The sequence below is a fragment of the Streptomyces sp. NPDC018964 genome (genome assembly GCF_044390325.1).
GTDB lineage: Bacteria > Actinomycetota > Actinomycetes > Streptomycetales > Streptomycetaceae > Streptomyces.
Genome location: NZ_JBIRYZ010000003.1, coordinates 322,658 through 340,016, shown reverse-complemented (window position 1 = coordinate 340,016; position 17,359 = coordinate 322,658). Strand labels below are relative to the sequence as shown.

Annotated in this window: 18 protein-coding genes; 11 read left to right on the top strand and 7 right to left on the bottom strand. The window is 72.5% G+C overall.

Annotation, left to right across the window (positions count from 1 at the left end; translation table 11 throughout):
- The first annotated feature begins 5 nt into the window (after positions 1-5).
- From ACH5AO_RS06940 to ACH5AO_RS06890, 11 genes are all read left to right on the top strand, one after another.
- Complete coding sequence (locus tag ACH5AO_RS06940) at positions 6-1,169, top strand: NAD(P)/FAD-dependent oxidoreductase (RefSeq protein ID WP_398922583.1); 1,164 nt, start codon at positions 6-8, stop codon at positions 1,167-1,169.
- The gene (locus ACH5AO_RS06935; protein WP_398922581.1) at positions 1,166-1,465 is read left to right on the top strand and encodes a (2Fe-2S)-binding protein; all 300 of its coding nucleotides are present in this window, start codon (positions 1,166-1,168) and stop codon (positions 1,463-1,465) included. Before ACH5AO_RS06940 ends, ACH5AO_RS06935 begins: the two co-directional genes overlap by 4 nt.
- On the top strand, positions 1,455-3,023 hold the full coding sequence (locus tag ACH5AO_RS06930; protein WP_398922579.1) for an FAD-dependent oxidoreductase: 1,569 nt from the start codon (positions 1,455-1,457) through the stop codon (positions 3,021-3,023). The genes ACH5AO_RS06935 and ACH5AO_RS06930 overlap by 11 nt, the downstream gene beginning before the upstream one ends.
- Positions 3,020-3,910, top strand: coding sequence for a dihydrodipicolinate synthase family protein (locus ACH5AO_RS06925; protein WP_398922577.1), 891 nt, complete (start codon positions 3,020-3,022; stop codon positions 3,908-3,910). Before ACH5AO_RS06930 ends, ACH5AO_RS06925 begins: the two co-directional genes overlap by 4 nt.
- A 12-nt stretch (positions 3,911-3,922) precedes the next feature.
- Positions 3,923-4,924, top strand: coding sequence for a proline racemase family protein (locus ACH5AO_RS06920; protein ID WP_398922575.1), 1,002 nt, complete (start codon positions 3,923-3,925; stop codon positions 4,922-4,924).
- Positions 4,921-5,580 carry a GntR family transcriptional regulator gene (locus ACH5AO_RS06915; protein ID WP_398922573.1) on the top strand — a complete coding sequence of 220 codons (660 nt, stop codon included), beginning with the start codon at positions 4,921-4,923 and terminating at the stop codon, positions 5,578-5,580. Before ACH5AO_RS06920 ends, ACH5AO_RS06915 begins: the two co-directional genes overlap by 4 nt.
- Positions 5,581-5,637: 57 nt before the next feature.
- Positions 5,638-6,636 (top strand): LacI family DNA-binding transcriptional regulator, encoded by a 999-nt coding sequence (locus tag ACH5AO_RS06910; RefSeq protein ID WP_398922571.1) that lies wholly within the window; start codon positions 5,638-5,640, stop codon positions 6,634-6,636.
- Positions 6,637-6,772: 136 nt separating this feature from the next.
- The gene (locus ACH5AO_RS06905) at positions 6,773-8,116 is read left to right on the top strand and encodes an ABC transporter substrate-binding protein (RefSeq protein WP_398922569.1); all 1,344 of its coding nucleotides are present in this window, start codon (positions 6,773-6,775) and stop codon (positions 8,114-8,116) included.
- A gap of 3 nt (positions 8,117-8,119) precedes the next feature.
- Positions 8,120-9,073 carry a carbohydrate ABC transporter permease gene (locus ACH5AO_RS06900; RefSeq protein ID WP_398922567.1) on the top strand — a complete coding sequence of 318 codons (954 nt, stop codon included), beginning with the start codon at positions 8,120-8,122 and terminating at the stop codon, positions 9,071-9,073.
- Positions 9,070-9,936, top strand: coding sequence for a carbohydrate ABC transporter permease (locus tag ACH5AO_RS06895; protein WP_398922565.1), 867 nt, complete (start codon positions 9,070-9,072; stop codon positions 9,934-9,936). The genes ACH5AO_RS06900 and ACH5AO_RS06895 overlap by 4 nt, the downstream gene beginning before the upstream one ends.
- A 37-nt stretch (positions 9,937-9,973) precedes the next feature.
- Positions 9,974-11,554: an alpha-amylase family glycosyl hydrolase gene (locus tag ACH5AO_RS06890; RefSeq protein ID WP_398922563.1), complete on the top strand. Its 1,581-nt coding sequence runs from the start codon at positions 9,974-9,976 to the stop codon at positions 11,552-11,554.
- A 31-nt stretch (positions 11,555-11,585) separates the two neighbouring features.
- Here the strand turns inward: ACH5AO_RS06890 and ACH5AO_RS06885 are convergent, their stop codons facing one another.
- The 7 genes from ACH5AO_RS06885 to ACH5AO_RS06855 form a co-directional block, all read right to left on the bottom strand.
- A complete protein-coding gene (locus ACH5AO_RS06885) occupies positions 11,586-12,389 on the bottom strand; it encodes an ABC transporter ATP-binding protein (RefSeq protein WP_398922561.1) in 804 nt (267 codons plus the stop codon).
- A gap of 20 nt (positions 12,390-12,409) precedes the next feature.
- Positions 12,410-13,189 carry an ABC transporter permease gene (locus ACH5AO_RS06880; protein WP_398922560.1) on the bottom strand — a complete coding sequence of 260 codons (780 nt, stop codon included), beginning with the start codon at positions 13,187-13,189 and terminating at the stop codon, positions 12,410-12,412.
- Complete coding sequence (locus ACH5AO_RS06875; protein WP_398922558.1) at positions 13,186-13,959, bottom strand: ABC transporter permease; 774 nt, start codon at positions 13,957-13,959, stop codon at positions 13,186-13,188. Before ACH5AO_RS06875 ends, ACH5AO_RS06880 begins: the two co-directional genes overlap by 4 nt.
- A complete protein-coding gene (locus ACH5AO_RS06870) occupies positions 13,956-14,927 on the bottom strand; it encodes an ABC transporter substrate-binding protein (RefSeq protein WP_398922556.1) in 972 nt (323 codons plus the stop codon). Before ACH5AO_RS06870 ends, ACH5AO_RS06875 begins: the two co-directional genes overlap by 4 nt.
- Before the next feature lie 144 nt (positions 14,928-15,071).
- Positions 15,072-16,010 (bottom strand): PDR/VanB family oxidoreductase, encoded by a 939-nt coding sequence (locus ACH5AO_RS06865; RefSeq protein ID WP_398922554.1) that lies wholly within the window; start codon positions 16,008-16,010, stop codon positions 15,072-15,074.
- Complete coding sequence (locus ACH5AO_RS06860; RefSeq protein WP_398922552.1) at positions 16,007-16,180, bottom strand: hypothetical protein; 174 nt, start codon at positions 16,178-16,180, stop codon at positions 16,007-16,009. Before ACH5AO_RS06860 ends, ACH5AO_RS06865 begins: the two co-directional genes overlap by 4 nt.
- Complete coding sequence (locus ACH5AO_RS06855; RefSeq protein WP_398922549.1) at positions 16,177-17,247, bottom strand: Rieske 2Fe-2S domain-containing protein; 1,071 nt, start codon at positions 17,245-17,247, stop codon at positions 16,177-16,179. Before ACH5AO_RS06855 ends, ACH5AO_RS06860 begins: the two co-directional genes overlap by 4 nt.
- Positions 17,248-17,359 lie beyond the last annotated feature (112 nt).

The following is a 17,359-nucleotide window of genomic DNA, read 5'->3' as shown; positions in this document are numbered from 1 at the left end:
CTGGCGTGAGCCAGCCGCTGACCTGCGATGTCGTGGTGGTGGGCGCCGGTATGACGGGCGCCGCCTGCGCCCTGTACGCGGCCCGGGCCGGCCTCGCCGTGACCGTGGTGGACCGGGGCTCCGTGGCCGGCGGCACGACCGGCGCGGGCGAGGGGAACCTCCTCGTCTCCGACAAGGCACCCGGCCCCGAACTCGAACTCGCCCTGCTGTCCCACCGGTTGTGGACGCGGGTGGCGCGGGAACTGGGCCGGCCGGTCGAGTACGAGGCCAAGGGCGGACTCGTCGTCGCCGAAACCCCCGAAACGCTCGACGGACTGCGGACGTTCGCGGACGGCCAGCGGGCCGCCGGGGTGACGGCCGACCCCGTCCCCGCCGACCGGCTCCACGACCTCGAACCGCGCCTGGCGCCCGGCCTCGCGGGCGGCGTGCGCTATTCGCAGGACGCCCAGGTGATGCCCGCCCTCGCCGCCGCCCACCTGCTGCGCGCCTCCGGGGCCCGGCTGATCACCGGCCGCGAGGTGACCCGGGTCCTGCGCGCCGCCGACGGCACGGTGCGCGGGGTGCGCACGGACCGCGGCGACCTCCACGCCCCCGCCGTCGTCAACGCGGCCGGCCCCTGGGGCGGCGAACTGGCCGCCCGCGCCGGGGTGTCCCTGCCCGTCCTGCCCCGCCGCGGCTTCGTCCTGGTCACCGAGCCGCTGCCGCCCCGCATCCGGCACAAGGTGTACGCCGCCGACTACGTCGCCGACGTCGCCAGCGACTCGGCGGCACTGCAGACCTCCCCGGTGGTGGAGGGAACGGCCGCCGGACCGGTGCTCATCGGCGCCAGCCGGGAACGGGTCGGCTTCGACCGGTCCCCGTCCCTCCCGGTGATGCGGGCCCTGGCGGCGGGAGCGACCCGCCTGTTCCCCTTCCTGACCGGCGTCCGGGCCCTGCGCGCGTACGCCGGCTTCCGGCCGTACCTGCCCGACCACCTGCCCGCGATCGGCCCCGACCCCCGGGCGCCCGGACTGTTCCACGCGTGCGGCCACGAGGGCGCGGGCATCGGACTGGCCACCGGCACCGGCCTGCTGATCGCCCGGGCCCTGACCGGAGGGACACCGGAACTGGACCTCACCCCGTTCCGGCCCGACCGCTTCCCCCCTACGGCGAAGGAGGCCGTGCGGTGAATCCGCTGGAGCTCGCCGGGGCACGCCCCGGATCCGCCTTCGAGGTCACCTTCGACGGACGGCGCATCGAGGCACTGCCCGGCCGGACGGTCGCCGCCGTGCTGTGGGCCGCGGGCGTCACCTCGTGGCGCACCACCCGCGGCGAGGGGCGCCCCCGCGGGGTGTTCTGCGGGATCGGGGTGTGCTTCGACTGCCTGGTCACCGTGAACGACCGCCCCGACCAGCGTGCCTGTCTGGTCCCGGCCCGGCCGGGCGACGTGATCCGCAGCCAGGAGGGGACGGGCCGTGCGGACTGACCTCGCGGTGATCGGCGCGGGACCGGCGGGACTCGCCGCGGCCCTCGCGGCAGACCGGCGCGGCCTGCGGGTCGCCCTGGTCGACGCGGCTCCCGAACCGGGCGGGCAGTTCTACCGGCAGCCCGCCGCCGGACTCCGCGCGGAACGCCCCCGGGTCCTGCACCACCGGTGGCGCACCTGGACCCGGCTGCGGGACCGGCTCGCCACGAGCTCCGTGCGCGTGCTGGGCGAACACCACGTGTGGTGCGTGGAACGGACGCCCGGCGGACCGACCGTGCACGCGCTGCTCGGACCGGAGCAGGAGGAGCCGGTGGAGGTGCGCGCCGACGCCGTGCTGCTGGCCACCGGCGGGTACGAGACGGTGCTGCCCTTCCCCGGCTGGACCCTCCCCGGGGTCGTCACCGCGGGCGGCGCCCAGGCCATGCTCAAGGGCGGGCTCGTCGTGCCGGGCCGGACCGCCGTCGTGGCCGGCACCGGTCCGCTGCTGCTGCCGGTGGCGGCCGGGCTCGCGGCGGCGGGCGTGCGGGTCGCCGCGCTGGTGGAGTCCGCGGACCCGGGCCGCCTGCCGCGGCACGCCGGAGCACTGGCCGGCAAGCTGCCCGAGGGCGCCGGGTACGCGGCCCGGCTGCTGCGCCACCGCGTGCCGTTCCTCGCCCGGCGCACCGTCGTCCGCGCCCACGGCGAGGACCGGCTGACCGGCGTCACCGTCGCCGCCCTCGACACGCACGGCCGTGTCCGGCCCGGCACCGAACGCCGGGTGCCCTGCGACACCCTCGCGGTGAGCCACGGCATGCTCCCGCACACCGACCTCGCCGAGAGCCTCGGCTGCCGCCTCGACGGACTCGCCGTGGCCGTCGACGCGGAACAGCGCACCGACGTCCCCGGTGTGTGGGCGGCGGGGGAGGCCACCGGCGTCGGCGGTGCCGCGCTCGCGCTCGCCGAGGGGCACATCGCCGGCCGCTCGATCGCCGCCCGGCTGCGGGGCACCGTGCCCGACCCCGGCGCATGGGCCCCGGTCGCCAGGGTCCGCGCCCGGCTGCGCGGATCCGCGGCCGCCCTCGACGCCGTGTACGCCCCGCCCGCCCACTGGGCCGACCGGGTCACCGACGACACCGTGGTCTGCCGCTGCGAGGAGGTCACGGCGGGCGAGGTCCGCGCGGGCCTCGCGCTCGGGGCCGGGGACGTCCGCACGGTCAAGCTGCTCACCCGGGCCGGCATGGGCTGGTGCCAGGGCCGGATGTGCGGACCGGCGGTGGCGGGTCTCGCCGGCTGCGAACCCGCCCCGTCCCGGCGGCCGTTCGCACGACCCGTACCCCTGGGCGTACTGGCCCGGCAGCACGAAGAGCACACCGGACCCGAACGACTCACCGAGCACGCCGGGCCCGAGCAGCCCGCGGGGTACGGCGGGTCCGGTCGGCTCGCTGGGACCGCCGGGCCTGAGCAGCCCGCTGAGCACGCCGGGCCTGAGCAGCTCGTTGGGACCGTTGGGCACGAACAGCCCGCGGCGACCGACGAACACCCACGGCACGACCCGCACCCCGAGAGAGGACCCTCATGACCGACCACCGTCCCTGGCGCGGCGTCCTCGTCGCCACCGCGCTCCCGCTCGACGACGACCTCTCCGTGGACCACGACCGCTACGCCGAGCACTGTGCCTGGCTCGTGGAGAACGGCTGCGACGGCGTCGTACCGAACGGATCCCTCGGCGAGTACCAGGTGCTCACCCCCGAGGAGCGCGCCCGGGTCGTCGAGACGGCCGTCGCCGCGGTCGGCGGGGAGCGCGTCATGCCCGGCGTCGCCGCCTACGGATCCGCCGAGGCCCGCCGCTGGACCGAGCAGGCCGCCGAGGCCGGCTGCCGGGCCGTGATGCTGCTGCCGCCCAACGGCTACCGCGCCGACGAGCGTTCCGTCCTCGCCCACTACGCCGAGGCCGCAGCCGCCGGGCTCCCCGTCGTCGCCTACAACAACCCCGTCGACACCAAGGTCGACCTGGTGCCGGAACTCCTCGCCCGGCTGCACGGCGAGGGGTACGTCCACGCCGTCAAGGAGTTCTCCGGGGACGTCCGCCGCGCCTACCGGATCGCCGAACTCGCCCCCGAACTGGACCTCCTGATCGGCGCGGACGACGTCCTGCTGGAACTCGCCGTCGCCGGCGCCAAGGGCTGGGTGGCCGGCTACCCGAACGCGCTGCCCCGCTCCTGCGTCGAGCTCTACCGCGCCGCCACCGGCGGCGACCTCGACACCGCGCTGCCGCTCTACCGGCAACTGCACCCCCTGCTCCGCTGGGACTCGCGGGTGGAGTTCGTGCAGGCCATCAAGCTCTCCATGGACCTCGTCGGCCGGCACGGCGGCCCCTGCCGCCCGCCCCGCGTACCGCTGGACCCCGCTCAGGAGGCGGCCGTCCGCGCGGCCACCGAGAAGGCCGTCGCGGCCGGACTCGCGTAGGGAGGGCCGGACATGCGCAGCGAACTCGTCCTGCACGCCGTCGACTCGCACACCGAGGGCATGCCCACCCGTGTGATCACCGGCGGCATCGGCACCATCCCCGGCGCGACGATGAACGAACGGCGCCTGCACTTCCGCGAACACCGCGACGACGTCAAGCGGTTGCTGATGAACGAGCCGCGCGGGCACTCCGCGATGAGCGGCGCGATCCTCCAGCCGCCCACCCGGCCCGACTGCGACTGGGGCGTCGTCTACATCGAGGTCTCCGGCTACCTCCCGATGTGCGGACACGGCACGATCGGTGTCGCGACGGTGCTCGTCGAGACCGGCATGGTCGAGGCCACCGAACCGGTCACCACCATCCGCCTGGACACCCCCGCCGGGGTCGTCGTCGCCGAGGTGGCGGTCGAGGACGGCGCCGCCACCGCCGTGACCCTGCGCAACGTGCCGTCCTTCGCCGTCGCCCTCGACCGGAAGGCCACCCTGCCCGACGGACGCACGGTGACGTACGACCTCGCCTTCGGCGGCAACTTCTACGCCATCCTGCCCCTGGACCGGCTCGGACTGCCCTTCGACCGGTCCCGCAAGGACGACATCCTCGCCGCCGGACTGTCCCTGATGGAGGCGATCAACGCCGAGGGGGAGCCCGTCCACCCCGAGGACCCGTCCATCCACGGCTGTCACCATGTGCAGGTGACCGCTCCCGACGCCACCGCCCGCCACTCCCGGCACGCCATGGTGATCCACCCCGGCTGGTTCGACCGCTCGCCCTGCGGCACCGGCACCAGCGCCCGCATGGCCCAGCTGCACGCGCGCGGCGAACTCCCGCTGCACACCGAGTTCGTGAACGAGTCCTTCATCGGCACCCGGTTCACCGGCAGGCTGCTCGGCACCACCGAGGTGGCCGGCCGCCCGGCGGTGCTGCCCAGCTTCACCGGCCGGGCCTGGATCACCGGCACCGCCCAGTACCTGCTGGACCCGCGCGACCCGTTCCCGGCGGGGTTCGTCCTGTGAACACCGCCCTCTCCGATCTGGGCGGCCGCAGGCCCAGCTACCGCGAACGGGTCGCGGACGCGCTGCGGGCCGCGCTGATCGCCGGGGAACTGCGCCCCGGAGAGGTGTACTCGGCCCCCGGCCTCGCCGCCCGCTTCGGGGTCTCCGCCACTCCCGTGCGCGAGGCCATGCTCGACCTCGCCAAGGAGGGGCTGGTCGACACCGTGCCCAACAAGGGCTTCCGGGTCACCGCCGTCTCCGACCGGCAGCTCGACGAGTACACCCACGTCCGCGCGCTCATCGAGATCCCCACGACGGCCCGCCTGGCCACCACCGCGGACCCGGTGGCCCTGGAGGCGCTGCGCCCGGTCGCCGAGGAGATCGTCACCGCCGCCGCGGCCGGCGACCTCATCGCGTACATCGAGGCCGACCAGCGCTTCCACCTGGGACTGCTGGCGCTCGCCGGCAACGGCCACCTGGTCGAGGTGGTCCGGGACCTGCGGCGGCGCGCCCGGCTGTACGGGCTGACCGCGCTGGTGGAGCAGGGGCGGCTGGAGGCGTCGGCCGAGGAGCACCTGGAGCTGCTCGACGCGCTGCTCGCCCGGGACACGGAGGCCGTACGGGCCGTGATGACCCGCCACCTCGGGCACGTCCGAGGGCTCTGGGCGGCGCCTTGACGACGAGTTTGCGCGGCGACGCAAGAGACTTGCGTTTCTTGCGTTATTCTTGCGCGCATGACACGACGACTTGCTGTGGTGGCGAAGAAGGTCGGGGTCAGCGAGGCCACGGTCAGCCGGGTGCTCAACGGCAAGCCGGGGGTCTCCGAGGCCACCCGGCAGGCCGTGCTCTCCGCCCTGGACGTGCTCGGCTACGAGCGGCCCACCCAGCTGCGCGGTGAGCGCGCCCGGCTGGTCGGCCTGGTCCTGCCCGAGCTGCAGAACCCGATCTTCCCGGCCTTCGCCGAGGTCATCGGCGGCGCGCTGGCCCAGCTCGGCCTCACGCCGGTGCTGTGCACCCAGACCCGCGGCGGCGTCTCCGAGGCGGACTACGTGGACCTGCTGCTCCAGCAGCAGGTCTCCGGCGTGGTGTTCGCCGGCGGCCTGTACGCCCAGGCCGACGCGCCCCACGACCACTACCGGCGGCTCGCCGAGCGCAACATCCCGGTCGTCCTCGTCAACGCGGCCATAGAACACCTCGGCTTCCCCGCCGTGTCGTGCGACGACGCCGTGGCCGTGGAGCAGGCCTGGCGGCACCTGGCTTCGCTCGGCCACGAGCGCATCGGGCTGGTGCTCGGCCCCGGCGACCACGTGCCCTCGGCCCGCAAGCTGGCCGCCGCCCGCGCGGTCGCCGGTGAGGTGCCCGAGGAGCACGTCGCCCGCGCCATGTTCTCCATCGAGGGCGGTCACGCCGCCGCCTCCCGGCTCATCGAGCGGGGCGTCACCGGCTTCATCTGCGCCAGTGACCCCCTCGCCCTCGGCGTCGTACGGGCCGCCCGCCGCAAGGGACTCGACGTCCCGGGACGGATATCCGTCGTCGGTTACGACGACTCGGCGCTGATGAACTGCACCGAGCCCCCGCTGACCACCGTCCGGCAGCCCATCGAGGCCATGGGCAAGGCGGTGGTGGAACTGCTGAACGCGCAGATCAGCGGCAGCGTGGTGGCCCCCGAGGAGTTGCTGTTCGAACCCGAGCTGGTGGTACGGGGGTCGACCGCCCAGGCGCCCCGTCCCTGAGCCCCGCTCCACTGTCGAATAATTTCAGATTCTGCGCGACATCTTGCGGACCGATGTCGTCGGTGCTTGAGTGTGCCCCGCCCACCGCTCCTGTTCCGAGGGGTTCACTCGCTCCTGTCCCGTAAGGGGTCCACCGATGAGAAGCACCGGGATCCGTCGTACCCTCGTCGCGCTAGGCGTCGGCGCGCTCACGCTCACCGCCTGCGGCTCGGACGGCGACGAAGCCGCCGGCGGCAAGACCCGCATCACGGTCAACTGCATGCCGCCCAAGAGCGCCAAGGTCGACCGCCAATTCTTCGAGGAGGACGTCGCCGCCTTCGAGAAGGAGAACCCGGACATCGACGTCGTCCCGCACGACGCGTTCCCCTGCCAGGACCCGAAGACGTTCGACGCCAAACTCGCCGGCGGACAGATGGAGGACGTCTTCTACACCTACTTCACCGACGCCAAGCACGTCGTCGACATCGACCAGGCCGCCGATCTCACCCCGTACGTCAAGGAGTTGAAGAGCTACGACACCATCCAGCAGCAGCTCCGCGACATCTACACCGTCGACGGCAAGGTCTACGGCATCCCGCGCACCGGTTACTCCATGGGCCTGATCTACAACCGGGAACTCTTCGAGAAGGCCGGCCTCGACCCGGACCGGCCGCCCACCACCTGGGCCGAGGTCCGCACCGCCGCCAAGAAGATCGCCGCACTCGGCGACGGCACCGTCGGCTACGCCGACTACAGCGCCCAGAACCAGGGCGGCTGGCACTTCACCGCCGAGCTCTACTCCCAGGGCGGCGACGTGGTCAGCGCCGACGGCGAGAAGGCCACCATCGACACCCCCGAGGGCCGTGCCGTGCTCCGAACCCTCCACGACATGCGGTGGAAGGACGAGTCGATGGGCAGCAAGCAACTGCTCGTCATCAACGACGTCCAGCAGATGATGGGCGCCGGCAAACTCGGCATGTACCTCGCAGCCCCCGACAACATCCCCATCCTCGTCAAGGAGAAGGGCGCCGCGTACGAGAACATCGCCCTCGCCCCCATGCCCGGCGGTGAAGGCACCCTCATCGGCGGCGACGGCTACATGTTCCACAAGAACGCCTCACCCGAACAGATCCGCGCCGGCCTCAAGTGGCTCGACCACATGTTCCTCACCCCCGGCGACGGATTCCTCGGCGACTACGCCCGCGCCAAGAAGAACGACGCCCCCGTCGGCCTGCCCGAACCCCGCCTCTTCACCGGCGCCGCCGACGAGAAGGACCAGCAGGTCAAGAAGGCCAACGCCAACGTCCCGGTGGAGAACTACCAGGCCTTCCTCGACGGCAACCAGCGGCTGGAGATGAAGATCGAGCCGCCGCACGCCCAGCAGCTCTACTCCATCCTCGACGGAGTCGTCTCCGCCGTCCTCACCCAGGAGGACGCGGACATCGACCGGCTCCTCAAGGACGCCTCCGGCAAGATCGACGGCATCCTGGCCCGGAGCTGACCGGTGACGAAGACGGTTGAACGGCCGCCCACGGCCCCGCGGACCCGACCGGTGAAGGCGCCGTCCCCGGCAGGGGACCGGAGACGGCGCCGCCTCACCGACCACCTGCGCGCCTACGGCTTCCTCGCCGGCGGACTCGTCTGCTTCGCCCTGTTCTCCTGGTACCCGGCGGTCCGCGCCGTCGTGATCGCCTTCCAGAAGTACACGCCGGGCTCCGACCCCGAATGGGTCGGCACCGCCAACTTCACCCGGGTCCTGAACGACCCCGAGTTCGGCGCCGCCTGGCGCAACACACTCACCTTCACCCTGCTCGCCCTGCTGATCGGCTTCGCGATCCCCTTCGTCCTCGCCCTCGTGCTCAACGAACTGCGGCACGCCAAGGCCTTCTTCCGGGTCGTCGTCTACCTGCCGGTGATGATCCCGCCGGTGGTCAGCGCCCTGCTGTGGAAGTGGTTCTACGACCCCGGCGCCGGCCTCGCCAACGAGGCGCTGCGCTTCCTCCACCTGCCCACCTCGAACTGGTCCAACGGCGCCGACACCGCACTGGTCTCCCTCGTCATCGTCGCCACCTGGGCCAACATGGGCGGCACCGTCCTCATCTACCTCGCCGCCCTGCAGTCCATCCCCGGCGAGCTGTACGAGGCCGCCGAACTCGACGGCGCGAACCTCCTCCAGCGCATCCGCCACGTGACGGTCCCGCAGACCAGGTTCGTCATCCTCATGCTGATACTGCTCCAGATCATCGCCACCATGCAGGTGTTCACCGAACCCTTCGTGATCACCGGCGGCGGCCCCGAGAACGCCACCGTGACCGTCCTCTACCTCATCTACAAGTACGCCTTCCTCTACAACGACTTCGGCGGCGCCTGCGCGCTGAGCGTGATGCTCCTCGCCCTGCTCGGGCTGTTCTCCGCCGTCTACCTCCGCCTCACCCGCTCCGGAGAGGAGGCCGCATGAGCAGCACCACCCGCACCCTCGTCTCCCCGGCCGTGCTGGCCCGCTCGCGCGGCAGGGCCGTCTACTGGACCGTGTTCACCGGCGTCGTCGTGCTGTTCGCGCTCGCCTTCCTCTTCCCCGTCTACTGGATGGCGAGCGGCGCGATGAAGTCACCGGACGAGGTGGCGCGCACCCCGCCCACCCTCGTCCCGGAGAGCTGGAGCACCAGCGGCTACACCGACGCCTGGGAGCTGATGGAGCTGCCCACCCACCTGTGGAACACGGTGGTGCAGGCGGCCGGCGCCTGGCTGTTCCAACTGGTGTTCTGCACGGCCGCCGCCTACGCCCTGTCCAAGCTCCGGCCCGCCTTCGGCACGCTGGTCCTCGGAGGCATCCTCGCCACCCTGATGGTCCCCGCCCAGGCCCTCGTCGTACCGAAGTACCTGACCGTGGCCGACCTCGGCCTGCTCAACGACCCCCTCGCCATCTGGCTGCCGGCCGTCGCCAACGCCTTCAACCTCTACCTGCTCAAGCGGTTCTTCGACCAACTGCCCAGGGACGTGCTCGAAGCCGCCGAGATGGACGGCGCCGGGAAGCTGCGCACCCTGTGGTCGGTCGTGCTGCCCATGTCACGGCCCGTGCTCGGCGTGGTGTCGATCTTCGCGCTGGTCGCCGTGTGGCAGGACTTCCTGTGGCCGCTGATGGTCTTCTCCGACACCGGCAAGCAGCCGATCAGCGTGGCCCTCGTGCAGTTGTCGCAGAACATCCAGCTCACCGTGCTCATCGCCGCGATGGTGATCGCCAGCATCCCCATGGTCGCGCTGTTCCTCGTCTTCCAGCGGCACATCATCGCCGGAATCAGCGCGGGCAGCACCAAGGGCTGACACCGCACATCGTCCACAGAAGAGAAAGGCACGCACCGTGGGACAGCCCACCCCCGCCCCGAACGACGACTGGTGGCGCTCCGCCGTCATCTACCAGGTGTACGTCCGCAGCTTCGCCGACGGCGACGGCGACGGCACCGGCGACCTCGCCGGCGTCCGCGCCAGGCTGCCGTACCTCGCCGAACTCGGCGTGGACGCCCTGTGGTTCAACCCCTGGTACCTGTCCCCGATGAAGGACGGCGGCTACGACGTCGCCGACTACCGGACGATCGACCCGGCCTTCGGCACCCTCGCCGAGGCGGAGAAACTCATCGCCGAGGCACGGCACCTGGGCATCCGCACGATCGTCGACATCGTGCCGAACCACGTCTCCGACCAGCACCCTTGGTTCCGGGCCGCGCTCGCCGGCGGCCCCGAGCGGGAACTGTTCCACTTCCGCCCCGGCCGCGGCGCGCACGGCGAACTCCCCCCGAACGACTGGCGGTCGGAGTTCGGCGGTCCCGCCTGGAGCAGGCTGGACGACGGCGACTGGTACCTCCACCTGTTCGCCCCCGAGCAGCCCGACCTCAACTGGGCCCATCCCGCCGTCCGCCAGGAGCACGAGGACGTCCTGCGCTTCTGGTTCGAGCGGGGCGTGGCCGGCGTCCGCATCGACTCCGCCGCCCTGCTGGTGAAGGACCCCCGGCTGCCGGACTTCGTGGCCGGACGCGACCCGCACCCCTACGTCGACCGCGACGAACTCCACGACGTCTACCGCGCCTGGCGGGCCGTCGCCGACGAGTACGGCGCCGTCTTCGTCGGCGAGGTCTGGCTCCCCGACACCGAACGCTTCACCCGCTACCTGCGCCCCGACGAACTGCACACCGCGTTCAACTTCTCCTTCATGACCTGCCCCTGGGACGCGGCCCGCCTGCGCACCTCCATCGAGGACACCCTCGCCGAACACGCGCCGGTCGGCGCCCCCGCCACCTGGGTGCTGTGCAACCACGACGTCACCCGCACCGTCACCCGCTACGGCCGCGCCGACACCGGCTTCGACTTCGCCACCAAGGCCTTCGGCACCCCCACCGACCTCGCCCTCGGCACCCGCCGGGCCCGCGCCGCCGCCCTGCTCTCCCTCGCCCTGCCCGGCACGGTCTACGTCTACCAGGGCGAGGAACTCGGCCTGCCCGAGGCCGACATCCCCCTCGACCGCATCGAGGACCCCATGCACGCCCGCTCCGGCGGCACCGACCCCGGCCGCGACGGGTGCAGGGTGCCGCTGCCGTGGACGGCCGGCGCGCCGCACGCCGGGTTCGGCGGCGAACCGTGGCTGCCGCAGCCCGCCGGTTGGGCGTCGTACGCGGCCGACCGGCAGACGCGGGACCCCGGCTCGATGCTCGCCCTCTACCGCGAGGCGATCCGCCTGCGCCCGGTCTTCGGCGACGGCCCGCTCACCTGGCTCCCCACCACCGACGGCGTGCTCGCCTTCACCCGCGACGGGGGCACACACTGCCTGGTGAACCTCGCCGACACCCCCGCCGGACTGCCCGGGCACGCCGAGGTCCTCCTCGCCAGCGGCCCCCTGGACACCGACGGACGGCTGCCGAAGGACACCGCGGTGTGGCTCCGCGTCTGAGCCCGGTGGCCCGACGACCGCACCGCGTCGTTCAGTGAAGCGGGGGCGTGTCCGTCTCGACCGGGGTGCCCCCGCGCTTCGCCGCCTGGATCTGCTCGTACACATGGGTCCGCAGTTCGGCGAAGCGCGGGGACACGCGGGTGCCCAACTGGTCCCGCCCGGCGGGCAGGTCGATCCTCAGCTGCTCCCGTACGACGGTGGGGGAGGCCGACAGCACGATCACCCGCTCGCCGAGGTACACCGCCTCGTCGATGTCATGGGTGACGAACAGGACCGTGATCCCGCGCTCCCGCCACAGCCGCCGCACCAGGTCCTCCAGATCGGCGCGGGTCTGCGCGTCCACCGCCGCGAACGGCTCGTCCATCAGCAGCACCTCGGGCTCGTACGCCAGCGCCCGCGCGATCGCCACCCGCTGCTGCATACCGCCCGAGAGCTGCCACGGGTACGCCCCGGCCGCGTCCGCGAGCCCCACCGAGGCGAGGGCGTCCGCGACCAGCTCGCGGCGCCGCGCCTTGCCCAGGTCCTTCTGCTTCAGCGGGAGTTCGACGTTCTGCCCGACCCGCATCCACGGGAACAGGCTGCGCCCGTACTCCTGGAACACGAACGCCATCCCGGGCGGCGGGCCGTCCACCCTCCGCCCGGCCAGGAACACCTCACCGGCCGTCGGTTCCAGCAGCCCGCCCACGCACTTCAGCAGCGTCGTCTTGCCGCAGCCCGACGGGCCGACCAGACAGACCAGTTCACCGGCCTCCACCGTGAAGGTCAGGTCGCGTACCGCCTCGACGTGCCGCCCCGCACCCTCGTACACCTTCCGCAGACCGCGTACGTCGAGCATCGACCGCCCTTTCGCGAGATTCACCGGGACCGCCGGGCGGCGGCGCGCAGACCGTGGTACCAGCCGAGCGCCCGCCGCTCGACCAGCTGGAAGAGGACCGAGAGGACGAAGCCGAGCAGACCGAGCAGCAGGATGCCGGTCCACATGTCGGGGATCGCGAAGGAGCGCTGGAACTGCACGACGGTGAAGCCGAGACCGTTGCTGGCGGCGAACATCTCGCTGATCACCATCAGGATGATCCCGATCGACAGCGCCTGCCGCAGCCCCGCGAAGATCTGCGGGCTCGCCGAGGGCAGCACCACCTCCTTGAGGCGGGCGGCGCCCGTGATGCCGTAGGAGCGGGCCGTCTCGGTCATCACGGCGTCGACCGCGCGCACCCCCTCGACCGTGTTGAGCAGCACCGGCCAGAGACAGCCGCTCGCGATGACGACGACCTTCATCATGTCGCCGATGCCCGCGAACAGCATGATCACCGGCACCAACACCGGCGGCGGCACCGCCCGCAGGAACTCCAGGACCGGCTCGCACACCGCCCGCACCCTCCGGTACGAGCCGATCAGCGTGCCGAGCGCGACACCGGCGACGGCCGCCAGGGCGTAGCCCGCCGCCAGCCGCAGCACGCTGGGCAGCACGTCACCGCGCCACCGCTCACCGGTCCACACCTCCGGGAAGGTCTCCAGGATCGTGCGCAGCGGCGGCCAGTACACGTCCTCGCTGCCGGCCGAGGACACCCACCACACCGCCACCAGCACCAGCGGCAGCGCGAGCACGAACACCAGCCGCAGCAGCAGCCGCCTCACACCGCCACCTCCCCGCGCACCGACTGGTGCCAGGCCAGCGCCCGCCGCTCCACCGACCGGGCCCCGACGTTGATCAGCAGCCCGAGCAGTCCGGTGACGACGATCAGCGCGTACATCTCGGGCACCGCCTGCGAGGTCTGCGCCACCGCGATCCGCGCGCCCAGGCCCGGTGCCCCGATGACGAGTTCGGCGGTGACGGCGAGGATCAGCGCGACCGCCGCCGCCAGCCGCACCCCGGTCATCACGTACGGCAGCGCGGTCGGCCACAGCACGTGCCGGACCCTGGCCCAGGTGCCGAGCCCGTACGACCGTGCCGTCTCCTCGGCGACCGGGTCGACGTCCCGGACGCCGTACAGGACCTGGATCAGCACCTGCCAGAAGGAGGCGTACACGACGAGGAGCAGCACCGACTCCAGTCCGGTGCCGTACAGCAGCACCGCCAGCGGGATCAGCGCGACCGACGGGATGGGGCGCAGGAACTCGATCGTGGACGCCGTCGCCTCGCGCAGGTACGGCACCACCGACAGGACCACCCCGGCGACGATCCCCGAGACGGCCGCGATCGCCAGGCCCAGCGCCCAGCCGGTGAGGGTGTCGCCGAGCGCGGTCCAGAAGGCGCCGTCCGCGAGTTCCGTGCCGAGGGCGTCGGCGATCCGGGTGACCGGCGGGAAGTACTCCTCCTCGACCAGGCCGAGCCGCGGCACCGCCTCCGCGAGGAGGAGGAAGGCCGCGAGCCCGGCCGCGCCGAGAGCGGCGTCGGCTCCCCTCACGGCAGCAGCTCGTCCAGGTCCGGGGTCTGCTTGAACAGCCCGTCCTCGGCGCCCAGTTCCGCCAGTTCCTCGATGGAGGCGCGGTTCGGCTCGGCCGGCCACTTCGGCAGGGTCACCTTCGCCAGCACGTCGGCCGGGATCTTCGTGTACGTGGTGACGATCTCGCGCACCTCGTCGGGGTGGGAGTCGGCGTAGGCCAGGGACTCGGCGGTGGCCTCCTGGAACTTCTTCACCACCTCCGGATTCTCCTGCGCGTACTTGACGGAGGTGAAGTACATGGCGACGGTGAGCTCCGGCGCGACGTCGATCATGGGGGAGGCGATCTCGCGGCCGCCCTGGCTCTTGATCGTGGCCAGCGCCGGCTCCACCACCATTGCCGCGTCGATCCGCCCGCCGTCGAGCGCGGCCGGCATCTGGTCGAAGGCCAGCTCGACCAGCTCCACCTCGTCGGGGTCGCCGCCCGCCTTGCGCACCGAGGCGCGTACCGCGGTCTCGTTGATGTTCTTCAGGGTGTTGATGGCGACCTTCTTGCCCTCCAGGTCCTTCGCCGACCTGATGGGGCTGTCGCCCTTGACGGTGAGCGCCTCGAAGTCCTTGCCCACCACACCGGTCGAGGCGATACCGTTCGCCACCGCCTTCACCGGCACGTCGTTGGACCGGGCGATCATCAGCGAGGTCATGTTGGAGAACCCGAACGCGAACTGGCCGCTGGCCACGCCGGGCACGATGGCGGCGCCGCCCTGCGCGCTGGAGAATTCGAGCTTCAGCCCGCGTTCGCTGAAGAAGCCCTTCTTCTGGCCCAGGTACAGGGGCGCCACGTCGACGATGGGGATGAGTCCCACCGTCACGCTGGTGGTGCCGCCGGACGAGCCGGCTCCGTCCGACCCGTCGGAGTCGGAGGAGCCGCAGGCCGTCGCGGCGATCAGGACGGATGCGGCCGTGAGGCCGATGAGCAGACGACGACGCATGACTGTGACTCCCGCGGTGGGACCGGACCGGATGCTCCGACAGGCTGTGCGCAGAGAGAACGAACGTGCCGATCGGGAACGTATGGCCCGTGCCGAGACAAGGTCAATCCCCGTACGCGGTCCAATAGTTGACAACCCCGCGGATCACAGGTCCAGTACGAGCCGCCGCCCACGGCACCGGGACACACAGATGAGCATCGTCTCCCCGGCCGCCCGCTCCGCCTCGGTGAGCACCGAGTCACGGTGGTCCGGCTCGCCCTCCAGCACCTCGGTCTCACAGGTGCCGCAGGTGCCCTCGGTACAGGAGTGGAGCACCTCGACCCCGGCCCCGCGCACCGCGTCCAGGACGGAGACGTCCGGCGCGACGGTGAGCGTCCGGCCGCTGCGGGCCAGGACGACCTCGAACGCGCGGTCCACGCCGGTGTCCCGCTCCCGCGGCCGGAACCGCTCCACGCGCAGTGCTCCGGCCGGGCACCGCTCCTCGACCGCGTCGAGCAGCGGACCGGGACCGCAGCAGTAGACGAGGGCGTCCTCCGGAAGACCGTCCAGCACCGGGGCGAGGTCCAGCAACCCGGCCTCGTCCTCGGGGACGAGCGTGACCCGCTCCCCGTACCGGGCCAGTTCCCCGGTGAACGCCATGGAGGCGCGGGTGCGCCCGCCGTACAGCAGCGTCCAGTCGACGCCCGCCGCCTCGGCCGCGGCCAGCATCGGCAGGACGGGGGTGATGCCGATGCCGCCCGCGACGAAGCGGTAACGCCCGGCCGGCTCCAGCCGGAAGTGGTTGCGGGGCCCGCGCGCCCGTACCCTGTCGCCCGGCCGCACCCGCTCGTGCACGTACGCGGAGCCGCCCCTGCCGTCCTTCTCGCGCAGGACGGCGATCCGCCAGCGGTCCCGGTCGGCCGGGTCCCCGCACAGCGAGTACTGCCGCTCCAGTTCCGGTCCGAGGAGCAGGTCGATGTGCGCGCCCGGCTCCCAGCCGGGCAGCTCCGCGCCCGACGGGTGCCGCAGGGTGAGGACGAGCACGCCCTCGGCCGCCGGCTCCCGCCGCTCCACGACGAGTCCGACGTCGTCGTACGAGGTCATGCACCGGCTCCCCGCGGCTCGTGCCCCCACGGGTGCGCGAGCATCCACTCCCACATCTCGACCGGGTCCTGCGCGGTGTGCTCGCGCCCGCAGTGACAGGTGCCGTGCAGCAGATCGGTGCCCGGCAGCCAGTCGACGCGGTAGACCTCGCCGGTGCCGCGCCCGCTCATCGGGCCCTCTCCACGGGCTTGTTCCCCTCCTCCACCAGCCGGGCGAGGATGCGGCGGGCGGCCAGACCGCCGGTGTCGATGTTGATGCTCAGCTCCTGGTAGCCGGCGCGTTCGGTGCCGAGGGAGCGCTGGAGCAGGTTGAGCGCGTCGACGTCCTGCATGACGACCGTGTGGTTGTTGCTCCGCAGGAACTCGCTCACCTCGGTGTCGTCGGTGGCCCAGTCCCGCGAGACCGCCCAGAAGTCGTACACCTTGCCGTCGGCGGACGGCGTGATGGCGTACGTGATCTCGGTGTGGAAGCCGCCCGGGTCGCTGCCGTCCGGCTCGGGCAGCACACCCACCGGCGCGATCCTGCTGTGCAGCAGGTACAGGCACGGCGCGTGGTACTCGATGTCCTGCCAGCGGGTGATCCGCCCCTCGATCCCGGTCGACCGGGCGTAGAACGGCGGACACGCGGCGTCGTCCATGTGCCGGCTCACCCGTACGATCCCGGCGCCCTCGTCGACCTCGGTGGTGATCGGCGTCTCCGCGACCTCGGGGGTGCCGATGTGGCCGCCGTGCAGATAGGTCTCGTGGGAGAGGTCGAGGAGGTTGTCGACGAGCAGCCCGTGGTCGCAGTCGACGGGCTCCATGCCCCGTACGGTCACCCAGCCGGGGGAGTCCAGGTGCCGGGCCCTCGGAATGCTTTCCGCGTCGGCGAGCGCCGGGTCGCCGATCCACACCCAGACCAGCGAGTCCTGCTCGACGACGGGGTAGGAGGCGACGCGCGCGGTGCGCGGCACCCGCTTCTGCCCCGGCACGTACACGCACGTGCCGGTCGTGTCGTAGGTGAACCCGTGGTACCCGCACACGATCCGGTCGCCGTCGAGCCGCGTCGGCGCCTCGGAGAGCGGGTAACGACGGTGCACGCAACGGTCGTTGAGCACGACCGGACTTCCGTCGCCCTCGGTGCGGTAGAGCACGAGCGGCTCCCCGAGCACCGTCCGGCCGAGCAGCTCCCGGCCCACCTCGTGACTGTGGGCGGCGACGTACCACTGGTTCCTGGCGAAGGCGGTGATGTGCGGCATGACGGCCCCGTCCCTGTCGGCGGGGCGTCGCCGCCCCGCGTTCCACGGTCGGGGTCAGGGTCCTGTCGACCGTGACCGCCGGACAAGGAGGCTTCCGCCAGGCGGAAGCGCT

What these genes read in the sequence shown, in the direction of transcription:
- ACH5AO_RS06925 (WP_398922577.1), top strand. Translation starts at nt 3,020, where the DNA reads ATGACCGACCACCGTCCCTGGCGCGGCGTCCTCGTCGCCACCGCGCTC.
- ACH5AO_RS06920 (WP_398922575.1), top strand. Translation starts at nt 3,923, where the DNA reads ATGCGCAGCGAACTCGTCCTGCACGCCGTCGACTCGCACACCGAGGGC.
- ACH5AO_RS06910 (WP_398922571.1), top strand. Translation starts at nt 5,638, where the DNA reads ATGACACGACGACTTGCTGTGGTGGCGAAGAAGGTCGGGGTCAGCGAG.
- ACH5AO_RS06905 (WP_398922569.1), top strand. Translation starts at nt 6,773, where the DNA reads ATGAGAAGCACCGGGATCCGTCGTACCCTCGTCGCGCTAGGCGTCGGC.
- ACH5AO_RS06895 (WP_398922565.1), top strand. Translation starts at nt 9,070, where the DNA reads ATGAGCAGCACCACCCGCACCCTCGTCTCCCCGGCCGTGCTGGCCCGC.
- ACH5AO_RS06885 (WP_398922561.1), bottom strand. Translation starts at nt 12,389, where the DNA reads ATGCTCGACGTACGCGGTCTGCGGAAGGTGTACGAGGGTGCGGGGCGG.
- ACH5AO_RS06870 (WP_398922556.1), bottom strand. Translation starts at nt 14,927, where the DNA reads ATGCGTCGTCGTCTGCTCATCGGCCTCACGGCCGCATCCGTCCTGATC.
- ACH5AO_RS06865 (WP_398922554.1), bottom strand. Translation starts at nt 16,010, where the DNA reads ATGACCTCGTACGACGACGTCGGACTCGTCGTGGAGCGGCGGGAGCCG.
- ACH5AO_RS06860 (WP_398922552.1), bottom strand. Translation starts at nt 16,180, where the DNA reads ATGAGCGGGCGCGGCACCGGCGAGGTCTACCGCGTCGACTGGCTGCCG.
- ACH5AO_RS06855 (WP_398922549.1), bottom strand. Translation starts at nt 17,247, where the DNA reads ATGCCGCACATCACCGCCTTCGCCAGGAACCAGTGGTACGTCGCCGCC.